This window comes from Burkholderia thailandensis E264 (genome assembly GCF_000012365.1).
GTDB lineage: Bacteria > Pseudomonadota > Gammaproteobacteria > Burkholderiales > Burkholderiaceae > Burkholderia > Burkholderia thailandensis.
The window spans coordinates 2864011-2875204 of the sequence record NC_007651.1 but is presented as its reverse complement, the minus strand read 5'-3'; the positions used below and the strand labels follow the sequence as shown (position 1 = coordinate 2875204).

Sequence of the window (11194 nt, the reverse complement as noted above, 5' to 3'; positions counted from 1 at the left end):
CGAACAACAAAAAACCCCGTAAATCGTAAATTTACGGGGTTCTTCGGATTGCTCGATATCGCGTCATACAGCTTATGGTGCCCAGGAGAGGACTCGAACCTCCACGGTGTTGCCACCGCTAGGACCTGAACCTAGTGCGTCTACCAATTCCGCCACCTGGGCACTGCTGCATCGAGCAAGACCGCCATTTTAGACGTCTTATGAAATCTGTCAACAGAAATTTAGGGAGAGACCAAAAATTCTTGAAGACCGTGTTCACGAGACGCATGCAGCCTCACACTCAAAAAGAAAAAGCCAGCTTTCGCTGGCTTTTGAATCTGGTGCCCAAGAGAGGACTCGAACCTCCACAGTGTTGCCACCGCTAGGACCTGAACCTAGTGCGTCTACCAATTTCGCCACCTGGGCAGGTGTGTGCTGCAAAGACCGCTATTATAGACGGCCGATTGATCCTGTCAATACTTTTTCATCGGCTGCGCGCACCGCCGCGCGTGCGGCGCAATACGCGGTGCGCGGTCCGTTCGCCGCAGCGGCGGGTGTTAGAATGGGGCGGCATGAGCGGCGCGCCCGTTCGGCTCCGCTTGCCGCGGTCGCGCAAGCCAAACGCAACGAGAAAAATCATCGACAAGCCCTTGAGCAAGTATCCGTATCCCATCCCGAGCCGCGAAGAGATTCTCGGCGTGCTGCGCACGAGCGACGCGCCGCTTGCCGCGAACGACATCGCTGAAGCACTGTCGATCAAGCGTCAGGAGCGCGAAGGATTTTTCCGCCGCGTCGCCGCGATGGAGCGCGACGGCCAGATCCGTCTCGACAAGCGCGGCCATTATCAGCTCACGCATCCGTCCAACTTCGTCGCCGGTCGCGTGCAAGGCCATCGCGATGGCTACGGCTTCGTGATCCGCGACGACGGCCAGGACGATCTGTTCCTGCCGAATGCCGAGATGCAGAAGGTCATGCACAACGATCGGGTGCTCGCGCGGATCGTCGGCTATGACCGGCGCGGCCGGCCGGAAGGGCACGTCGTCGAGGTGACCGAGCGCGCGAACAAGCGGGTGATCGGGCGTCTGCTGAACGAGAACGGCGCGCTCATCGTCGCGCCCGAGGACAAGCGGATCAGCCACGACATCCTCGTCACGCAAAACGTGAAGAAGGCGAAGGTCGGCCAGGTGGTCGTCGTCGAGCTCACTGATTTCCCGAGCCGTCATTCGCAGCCGCTCGGCCGCGTCGTCGAGGTGCTCGGCGACATCGACGATCCCGGCATGGAGATCGAGATCGCGGTGCGCAAGTACGGCGTGCCGCACGAATTCGGTCCGAAGGCGCTCGGCGAGGCCGCCGCGTTGCCGGACAAGGTGCGGCCCGCGGATTTGCGCTATCGCGTCGACCTGCGCGACGTGCCGCTCGTCACGATCGACGGCGAGGACGCGCGCGACTTCGACGACGCCGTGTACTGCGAGCCCGTCGCGGTCGGCCGCGGCGAGGGCTTTCGGCTCATCGTCGCGATTGCGGACGTGTCGCACTACGTGCAGCCCGGCAGCCCGCTCGACGTCGACGCGGTCGAGCGCAGCACGTCGGTTTATTTCCCGCGCCGCGTGATTCCGATGCTGCCGGAGAAGCTGTCGAACGGGCTTTGCTCGCTCAATCCGCAGGTCGACCGCTGCGTGCTCGCGTGCGACATGATCATCAACGCGCGCGGCGACATCAAGGCATACCAGTTCTATCCGGCCGTGATCCATTCGGCCGCCCGGCTCACGTATACCGAAGTGGCCGCGGTGCTCGCGAACACGAAGGGGCCGGAGGCCGCGCGCCGCGCCGAGCTGATGCCTCACCTGCAGAACCTGTACGGCGTCTACAAGGCGCTCTTCACCGCCCGGCAGAAGCGTGGCGCGATCGATTTCGACACGACCGAGACGTACATCGTCTGCAACACGCAAGGCAAGATCGAGCAGATCCTGCCGCGCCAGCGAAACGACGCGCATCGGCTGATCGAGGAGTGCATGCTCGCCGCGAACGTCTGCGCGGCCGATTTCCTCAAGCGCAACAAGCACCCGGGCCTCTACCGCGTGCATGCGGGCCCGACTCCCGAGAAGCTCGAGAACCTGCGTGCGTTCCTGCGCGACATGGGGCTCACGCTGGGCGGCGGCGACACGCCGCACGCGAGCGATTACGCGGCGCTGATGGCGCACATCCGCGACCGGCCCGATGCGCAGATGCTGCAGCCGATGCTGCTGCGCTCGATGCAGCAGGCGGTCTACAGCCCCGACAACATCGGACACTTCGGTCTCGCGTACGACGCGTACGCGCACTTCACGAGCCCGATCCGCCGCTATCCCGATCTGCTCACGCATCGCGCGATCTATGCGATCCTGTCCGGCAAGAAGTACACGCCGAAGTCGCCGGAAGGCGTCGAGCTCAATACCGCGCTGTCGCCGCGCGCGCGCGCGATGCAGCGCGAGGAAGACGAGACGCGCGGCCGCGCGCGGTCGAACGCGGCGATTTGGGAGGAGCTCGGGCTTCACTGCTCGGCGAACGAGCGGCGCGCGGACGAAGCGTCGCGCGACGTCGAAGCCTGGCTCAAGTGCTATTTCATGCGCGACAAGCTCGGCGAGGAATACGGCGGGATGGTGAACGGCGTCACATCGTTCGGCATCTTCGTGCAGCTCGATGCGCTTTTCATCGAAGGCCTCGTGCACGTGACCGAGCTCGGCGCCGACTACTTCCAGTACGACGAAGTCAAGAACGAACTGCGCGGCGAGCGCACGGGCATTCGCTACCGGCTGTCCGACCGCGTGCGCGTGCAGGTGAGCCGCGTCGATCTCGACGCGCGCAAGATCGATTTCCGCCTCGTGCGCGAGACGCCCGTGAAGGCGCCGCGTCCGGCGGCGCCGGCGGGCGCCGGCGAATCGGGCGGACCGCGCGTGCGCGCGCTGCCGTCCGCCGAAGGGGCCGCGCGGCGCAAGAAGGCCGCGAGCGCGCCGAGCGCGGCGGTGAAGGAGGCCCGGGCCGCCCGCAAGAAGGGCGCCGCGTCGAAGCCGGCCGCGAAGAAGGCGCGTTCGCGCAAGAAGTACTGATCGAGCGCGTCGCCGATCCGGCGGCGCCGACCGAAACGCCGCGCGCCCCGCCAGGGCGCGCGGCGCTTTCCATTTTCCATGCGGCGCGTGCGATGCGCGGCCGCGCGTTTTGATCGAAGGTTGTTCCAGCCATGTCACGTCTGAAGGTTCTCTACGGTTTTCATGCAGTGACCGCGCGCATGCGGCACGATGCGTCGACGGTCGCGGAGGTGTTCTACGATTCGACGCGTCGCGATCGCCGCATGCAGGATTTCCTGCATGCGGCGAAGGAAGCGGGCGTGCGCCTCATCGCCGCCGACGAGACGCGGCTTTGGGGGCTTGCGCACACCGAGCGCCATCAGGGCGTCGTCGCGCGCGTCGAGGATCTGCCGCTCGCGCAGAATCTCGCCGAGCTGCTCGACGGCGTCGCCGGGCCCGCGCTTCTGCTCGTGCTCGACGGCGTGACCGATCCGCACAACCTCGGCGCATGCCTGCGCGTGGCCGATGCGGCGGGCGCGCACGCGATCATCGCGCCGCGCGACCGCGCGGCCGGCCTGAATGCGACCGCGGCGAAGGTCGCGAGCGGCGCGGCCGACACGGTGCCGTACATCACGGTGACGAACCTCGCGCGTGCGCTGCGCGAGCTGAAGGACGCGGGCGTGTGGGTGATCGGGACGTCGGACGACGCGACGGCGAGCCTTTACGACACGAAGCTCGACGGCCCCGTCGCGCTCGTGATGGGCGCGGAAGGCGAGGGAATGCGGCGCCTGACGCGCGACACGTGCGACGAAGTGATGTTCATCCCGATGGCGGGCAGTGTCGAGAGCCTGAACGTGTCGGTCGCGAGCGGCGTGTGTCTGTACGAGGCGGTGCGCCAGCGGGGCGTGCGCAAGTAGGCGCGCGGCGCGTACGCTCAGCCCGCTGACGGCTTTGCGGGTGAGCGGCGCGCGCTGCTCGTTCGTGGCGCTCTATCGGCTGCGCAGTGGCGGCGGGCGAACGCGCCGCCGACGCCGATGCGGCGCGAATCGCAATGCGACGGCGGCGATCGAGCGAGTCGCTCGCACACATGCTTCGCATGTCGCGGCGCATGGCCGTCATGTCGCCGCAACGTGCGCCGCTTTCGCAAAAGAGGTGCGAAACGCGCAGGAATGCGATCGACGAAGCGTCTAGAATGAAGCGCTCGTGCCGGGACGACCGTCCCGGCGACTGTCGATTCACCGAGCGCCGTCATCATGAAATTTCCTTTGCGCCATACGCTTCTCGCGAGCCTCAGCGTGCTCGCCGCTGCCTGTACGACGCCCACGCTCGTCAATCGCGGCGACTACTACGCCGACACGAGCCTTCACGCGCGCAGCGCCGATTCGCGCATCCGTTTCCTCGTCATGCATTACACCGAGATCGGCGAGGCGCAATCGCTGCGCGTGCTGACGCAGGAGAACGTCAGCGCCCATTACGTCGTGCCGGATGCCCCGCGCACCAAGCGGCACGCGCCCGTCGTCTATCAGCTCGTGCCGGAAAGCGAGCGCGCATGGCACGCGGGCGTGAGCTCGTGGCAGGGCGCGACCGAGCTGAACGGCGTGTCGATCGGCATCGAGAACGTCAACCGCGGCCCGATCGACACGCCGCACGGCCGCATGTGGGCGCCGTATCCGCCCGCGCAGGTCGACGCGATCGTTCGGCTTGCGAAGGATATCGTCGCGCGCTACCAGATTCCGCCGACGCGCGTCGTCGGCCACAGCGACATCGCACCGCAGCGCAAGATCGATCCAGGCCCGCTGTTTCCGTGGCGTGCGCTCGCGAAGGCGGGCGTCGGCGCGTGGCCGGACGACGAGACGGTGGCCGCGCGCCTCGCCGGCCGCCCGCCGAAGTCGCTCGTCGACGTGCGCGAGCTGCAACTGAAGCTCGCGCGCTACGGCTACGACGTCGCGACGGACGGCGTGCTCGACGACCGCACGCGGCGCGTGTTCGCCGCGTTCCAGATGCATTTTCGTTCGACCGATTACGCGGGCAATCCGGATGCGGAAACCGACGCGATCGCGCAGGCGCTGCTCGACAAGTACATGCCGTCGCAGCCGGTGCCCGAACGCGACGCGGCGGCGGTCGATGCGGCGAGCGGCGTGGCCGCGCAGTGAGCGCTTCGGGCGCTCGCGCGGCAGCGGACGTGTCGGCGTCGGGCAATCGGCAAGTCGAACGATGACGGTGACGCGGCTGAACGATTCTCAATCTGAACGACGGTAGCGCGGCGGCGGCGCGTGTCACGTCGCGCCGCGATCGCCGCCGCTGCCGTCGCAACGAAAATATCCGTCGGACGGAGCGTCTCCGGTAAACTTGTGCTTTTCGCACTTCGATTGCTTGACGCTTCTCATGACCCAAGACGAACTCAAACGCCTCGTCGGCGAGGCCGCCGCCCGATACGTGACCGACAACGTGCCGCAAGGCGCGGTGATCGGCGTCGGCACGGGCTCGACCGCCAACTGCTTCATCGACGCGCTCGCGGCCGTCAAGGATCGCTATCGCGGCGCGGTGTCGAGTTCGGTGGCGACGACCGAGCGCCTGAAGTCGCACGGCATCCGGGTGTTCGATCTGAACGAGATCGAATCGCTGCAGGTGTATGTCGACGGCGCCGACGAGATCGACGAAAGCGGCGCGATGATCAAGGGCGGCGGCGGCGCGCTTACGCGCGAGAAGATCGTCGCTTCGGTCGCGGAAACGTTCGTCTGCATCGCCGATGCGAGCAAGCGCGTCGCGATGCTCGGCCAGTTTCCGCTGCCCGTCGAGGTCGTGCCGATGGCGCGCACCGCGATCGGCCGCCGGCTTGCCGCGCTGGGCGGCGTGCCCGTGCTGCGCGTGAAGCAGGACGGCACGCCGTACGTGACCGACAACGGCAACGAGATTCTCGACGTGAAGGGCTTGCGGATCGACGATCCGCGCGCGCTCGAAGCGGCGATCAACGGCTGGCCCGGCGTCGTGACGGTCGGCCTGTTCGCGCAACGCGGCGCGGATCTCTGCCTGCTCGGCACCGAGCACGGCGTCGAGACGCTCCGTTACGCGGCACGTTAAATAAATCATTCAATAATGAATTCGATGCGCTAAAGCAATAAAGTCGGTTAATTCCAATCATAAAAAATTGATTGCCGACGCTTTGCCGCACCGTTCGATCCGAGGTCCAGCAAGCTTGCAACAAGCTTGCTGGACCTGTTTTTTTAAGGCTGTTTTTTTCTGGATATAGTAAGAGGGATTACCCTGTCAGGTGTTTACCAGATAGCGCAATTGCGACGAACTCAGCAACGTATCGTTCATAAGAACAAAGGCTGATAGTCGTGTCATTTCGATACAGAGGGCCGGCGAGACTGCGAGGGCATTGTGCCAACACAGGTGATGTTCGGGGAGAGGTCTCATGGAGCAGGGAAAGGACCGGTCACTGGTCAGTAAAGTGATGGATGGGCTTGTCACGGGAATCGTCGAGGACAAGTATGGCGGCGTATTGCCGCCGCAGGACGTGTTGTCGAAGGAGTTCGACGTCAGCCGCACCGTGATGCGCGAAGCGCTCTCGATGTTGCTGGCGCGCGACATGCTGGACGTGCGTCCGAAGGTCGGCACGCGCGTGCGGCCGATGAATCACTGGAGGATGATCGACGAAGACGTCGTGAACTGGCGTTTCCGGGCGAAGCCCGATCGGCAGTTCATTCGCGACGTGATCGAATTCCGGACGCTGATCGAGCCGCGTGCGACCGCGCAGGCGGCGAGTCGCGCAACGGCGGCGGAAATCGCCGGCATAAGGGAGGCATACGAGCTGTTCAAATTGGCCGAGCCGGGAACACCGGCCTATGACGAGGCGGATGAGCTGCTGCATACGCGGATCGTGCATGCGAGCGGCAATCAGTTTTTCCAGCAAATGGCGGCGATCATTCGCGGCGCGCTGCGTGTCGTGAACCCGCGGATGAGCCAGCGCGACGACATTCGCGCGCTCGCGCTCAAGTCGCACGGGCGCGTCGTCGACGCGATCGAGCGGCGCGACGCGCGCGACGCGGAGGCGGCCGCGCTCGAGTTGATCGACTACACGGCGGAGGAAATGCGCGACTTCGCGGTCGACATGCCCGAACGCAACTGAGCGCCGCGCCGTGTCGCACGCCGGCCGTTTATCATGACGGCCGGCCGGGCCGCGGGCCCGATGCCGGTTCTTTGTGCGACACGGAATGGATTCGATGACCGATTATCAACCGACGCCGATTCGCTTCGGCATCGTCGGCGCGGGCAGCATCGCGCGCCGGTTCGCCCAGAGCGTCGCGCACGTGCGCGGCGCGGAGTTGTCGCGCGTATGGGCGCGTCGCGCCGACGCGGCCGCCGCGTTCTGCGCCGCGTATGGCGGCGCGCCGTGCGGCAGCGCCGACGCGCTCCTCGCGTCCGACATCGATGCCGTCTATATCGCGACGCTGAACGACAGCCACGCGCAGTATGCGCTCGCGGCGTTCGCGGCCGGCAAGGCGGTGCTCTGCGAAAAGCCCGCGACCGTCAACGCGCGCGAGCTCGAAACCGTGCTCGACGCTGCGCACGCGGCGAAACGCCTCTTCATGGAGGCGATGAAGCCGCCGTTCTATCCGCTGTACCGGAAGCTGCGCGCGCATCTCGAGCGCGATCCGATCGGCGAGGTCACGCTCGTGCGCGCCGGCTGTGCGTCGTCGACGGTGCCGGCCGATCACCCCGTCTACCGTTTCGAGCAGGCGGGCGGCGCGCTGCTCGACATCGGCATCTACGAGATGTTTCTTGCCGTCGACTGGCTCGGCGCGCCGCTCGACGTGCAGACGCTCGGCCGCGTCGGCGCGGCGGGCGTGGACGTGTTCGCGAGCGTCAACGCGCGGCACGAGCGCGGCGTGTCGCAACTGTTCTGCGGGCTCGACGTGATGGGGCGCGGCGATGCGCTGCTCGCGGCGGCGGGCGGCTGCGTGACGATTCACGAGAACTGGTGGAATCCGGCGCGCGCGACGATTCGCTATGCGGACGGCCGCATCGTCGAACTCGACGAGCCGTTCGACGGCGGCGGCCTTAATTACGAGATCGCGCACTTCTGCGAGCTGCTGCGCGCGGGCGAGCTCGAGAGCCCGGTGATGACGCACGCCCACTCGCGGCGAATGATCGCGATGACGGACGCCGCGCGTGCGGCGCTCGGCGTGCGCTATCCGATGGATTGACGGGCGCGGCGCCGCTGGACTGACGCGTTCGCGGCGGCGCGTGCGGCGGCGGGCGCGCCGTTCCGTCCGCGCTCGACGCTCGGATGCCCGAGGCGGCCGGGGTCATGGGGCATAGGCCGCGCGGCTTGCCCGCCGCCGAGCGAGCCGGCGGTCGGCGCATGGCGCCACGCCGGTCGCACCGGGCGACGCGCGATTCCGCTCAATGCCGGCTCGGCAGCGCGAGCCGGCGCTCGTACCAGCGCTGCACCCATTCGAGGATCTGGCACAGCACCCAGTAGACCCCCGCCGCGGCGAGATAGAGCGGCAGCGGCTGATAGGTCGATGCGATGATCTCCTGTGCGCTGCGCAAGAGCTCGGTGACGGTGATCACCGACACGAGCGACGTGTCCTTGATCAGGCTGATGAGACTGTTCGACAGGCTCGGCACCGCGATGCGCAGCGCCTGCGGGCCGATCACGTAGCGCAGCGTCTGCCGCCACGACAGCCCGAGGCTGTATGCGGCGAGCCATTGTCCTTTCTCGATCCCGTTGATCGCGCCGCGCATGCTTTCGGACATGTAAGCGGCGACGTTCGCGGACAGCGCGATCACGCCGGCGGGCGTCGGATCGAGCGACACGCCGAGGCTTGGCAGTCCGTAATAGATGACGAAGATCTGCACGAGAAGCGGCGTGCCGCGCATCACGCTCACGTACGCGCGCGCGAGGCCGGCCAGCACCCGGCTGCCGCCGATGCCCATCAGCGCGAGCACGACGGCGCCGACGAGCCCGAACAGCATCGACAGCACGGCAAACTTGACGGTCAGAAGCGCACCCTGGAGCAAGACCGGGAGTGATTGGGCGAGGAGGGAAGTGATCGGCATCTGAAGCGGGGACGAGGCGTACGCGAAAGCGCAATCATAAACCGGGCGCGCAACGCAAAGGGCGGCACCGTTGCGGATGCCGCCCTCGTTTGCCGCCGGATGGCGCGGCGGGACTACGGATGACGCGCTTACTTGACGGGCTTCGTCACGTCGATGCCGAACCACTTGTCGGAGATCTTCGTGAACGTGCCGTCGGCCTCGAGCTGCGTCATCGCGTCGGCGATCGCTTTCGCGAACTTCGGATTGCCCTTCCTGAACGGAATGCCGGACGGGTTCGCCGAGCCGACGTTCGCGCCCGGGCGCAGCGGCAACTGCGAGTTCTTCGTCAGGTACGCGAGCATCAGGCGATCGTTGAGCGCCGCGTCGAGCCGGCCCGCCGCGAGGTCGCGCAGGTATTCGGGCGCGCCCGGATACGTCTTCACGTCGATGCCGGGCACCGATTTCGCCATGTCCATGTAGTTCGTGCCGAGCGCGACGCCGAGCTTCTTGCCCTTCAGGTCCTCGAGCGACTTGAACTGGCGCGCGTCATCCTTGCGCTGGATCAGCTGCGCGGACGAGTACGTGTACGCCGGCGAGAAATCGAGCGTCTGCTTGCGCTGGTCGGTGATGCCGACCTGGTTGACGATCACGTCGAACTTGCCCGCCTGCAGGCCCGCGATGATGCCGCTCCATTCGGTCGTGACGAATTCGGGCTTCACGCCGAGCTTCGCGGCGATCGCCTTCGCGATGTCGACGTCGAAGCCGACGAGTTCGCCTTGAGGGTTCTTCGAGTTGAACGGCGGGAACGTGCCTTCGAGGCCGATCCGCAGCGTGCCGCGTTGCTTGACTTCGTCGAGCAGATCCGCCGCGTGCGCGGTGGCGGCGACGAACGACGCGCCGATCAGGCCGGCGACCAGAAGCTTCTTCAGCGACGCAATTTTCATTGTGTTGTTTCCTTGCCTGGGATGGGGCCTTCGATGAGGCCTTGAGATCGATCGCCCAATGATAGTGAAATAACAATCGATGTCTAAATATCGTTTGTTTATTTCTATATCACCGTGTTTGCCCGCGAGCGATCGCCTTCACGCATTCGGCGACGAGCGCCGGACCGCGATAGATGAAGCCCGTATACAGCTGGACGAGCGACGCGCCCGCGGCGAGTTTCGCACGCGCGTCGTCTCCGGAGAAGATGCCGCCCACGCCGATGATCGGCACGGCGTCGCCGAGCTCCGCATGCAGCTTGCGGATCACCGCGTTCGACGCGTCGAACACGGGGCGCCCGGACAGCCCGCCCGCCTCGTCGGCATGAGGCAGGCCCTTCACCGCGTCGCGCGACAGCGTGGTGTTGGTCGCGATCACGCCTTCGATGTTGTGGCGCAGCAGCGTCGCGGCGATGTCCTTCACCTGCTCGTCGTCGAGATCGGGCGCGATCTTCAGCGCGAGCGGCACGAGCTTGCCGTGCAGGTCGGCGAGGCGCTGCTGCTTGTTCTTCAGCGCGGCAAGCAGCGCGTCGAGCTCGCCCGCGCCCTGGAGCTGTCGCAGATTCTTCGTGTTCGGCGACGAGATGTTGATCGTCACGTAGCTTGCGAACGGGTAGACGCGCTCGAGGCAGTACAGGTAATCGTCGGCCGCGCGCTCGATCGGCGTATCGGCATTCTTGCCGATGTTCAGGCCGAGCACGCCGCGGTAGCGCGCCGCCTGCACGTTCTTCACGAACTGATCGACGCCGCTGTTGTTGAAGCCCATCCGGTTGATGATCGCGCCGGCCTCGGGCAACCGGAACATCCGCGGGCGCGGGTTGCCGGGCTGCGCGCGCGGCGTGACCGTGCCGACCTCGATGAAGCCGAAGCCGAGCGCGGCGAAGCCGTCGATCGCCGCGCCGTCCTTGTCGAGACCGGCCGCAAGCCCGACCGGATTGCGGAACGTGAGCCCCATCACGGTGCGCGGCGCGTCGGGCACGCGGGACGACAGCGCGCGTGCGAGGCCGGTGCGGCCCGCGGCGCCGAGCATGCGCAGGGTCAGATGATGGGCGTCCTCCGCATCCATCTTGAAGAGGGATGCACGGGCAAGCGGATAGAGGGAGCTGAACACGAAAAAGGGGCGGCGGCGGCCGAAAAATTGAC

The 11194-nt window shown here is 66.4% G+C and carries 9 protein-coding genes and 2 tRNA genes; 6 read left to right on the top strand and 5 right to left on the bottom strand.

Translation table 11 applies throughout. From position 1 onward, the window contains the following. Positions 1–75: 75 nt before the first annotated feature. Positions 76–162 (bottom strand) — tRNA-Leu (locus BTH_RS25060). A 156-nt stretch (positions 163–318) separates the two neighbouring features. Next, positions 319–405: transfer RNA gene (locus BTH_RS25055), tRNA-Leu, on the bottom strand. Between the two features lie 224 nt (positions 406–629). Here BTH_RS25055 and rnr point away from each other — a divergent pair. From rnr to BTH_RS25025, 6 genes are all read left to right on the top strand, one after another. After that, positions 630–3065 carry a ribonuclease R gene (rnr, locus tag BTH_RS25050; RefSeq protein WP_009891414.1) on the top strand — a complete coding sequence of 812 codons (2436 nt, stop codon included), beginning with the start codon at positions 630–632 and terminating at the stop codon, positions 3063–3065. 131 nt (positions 3066–3196) lie between these two features. Beyond that, entirely contained in the window at positions 3197–3940 is a 744-nt protein-coding gene (gene rlmB / locus BTH_RS25045; RefSeq protein ID WP_009891412.1) for a 23S rRNA (guanosine(2251)-2'-O)-methyltransferase RlmB, read from the top strand. A gap of 336 nt (positions 3941–4276) precedes the next feature. Next, positions 4277–5176, top strand: coding sequence for an N-acetylmuramoyl-L-alanine amidase (locus BTH_RS25040; RefSeq protein ID WP_009891410.1), 900 nt, complete (start codon positions 4277–4279; stop codon positions 5174–5176). Between the two features lie 232 nt (positions 5177–5408). Then, positions 5409–6104: a ribose-5-phosphate isomerase RpiA gene (gene rpiA / locus BTH_RS25035; protein ID WP_009891406.1), complete on the top strand. Its 696-nt coding sequence runs from the start codon at positions 5409–5411 to the stop codon at positions 6102–6104. A 337-nt stretch (positions 6105–6441) separates the two neighbouring features. After that, positions 6442–7155: a FadR/GntR family transcriptional regulator gene (locus tag BTH_RS25030; RefSeq protein ID WP_009891404.1), complete on the top strand. Its 714-nt coding sequence runs from the start codon at positions 6442–6444 to the stop codon at positions 7153–7155. Positions 7156–7249: 94 nt separating this feature from the next. Beyond that, positions 7250–8233 carry a Gfo/Idh/MocA family protein gene (locus BTH_RS25025; protein WP_009891402.1) on the top strand — a complete coding sequence of 328 codons (984 nt, stop codon included), beginning with the start codon at positions 7250–7252 and terminating at the stop codon, positions 8231–8233. A 199-nt stretch (positions 8234–8432) separates the two neighbouring features. On the opposite strand, the gene BTH_RS25020 is transcribed toward BTH_RS25025, so the two are convergent. From BTH_RS25020 to BTH_RS25010, 3 genes are all read right to left on the bottom strand, one after another. Next, positions 8433–9092 (bottom strand): amino acid ABC transporter permease, encoded by a 660-nt coding sequence (locus BTH_RS25020; RefSeq protein ID WP_009891400.1) that lies wholly within the window; start codon positions 9090–9092, stop codon positions 8433–8435. A gap of 128 nt (positions 9093–9220) precedes the next feature. Further along, positions 9221–10015 (bottom strand): cystine ABC transporter substrate-binding protein, encoded by a 795-nt coding sequence (locus BTH_RS25015; RefSeq protein WP_009891398.1) that lies wholly within the window; start codon positions 10013–10015, stop codon positions 9221–9223. 109 nt (positions 10016–10124) lie between these two features. Further along, positions 10125–11162, bottom strand: coding sequence for a quinone-dependent dihydroorotate dehydrogenase (locus tag BTH_RS25010; protein WP_009891396.1), 1038 nt, complete (start codon positions 11160–11162; stop codon positions 10125–10127). Between the last annotated feature and the right edge of the window lie 32 nt (positions 11163–11194).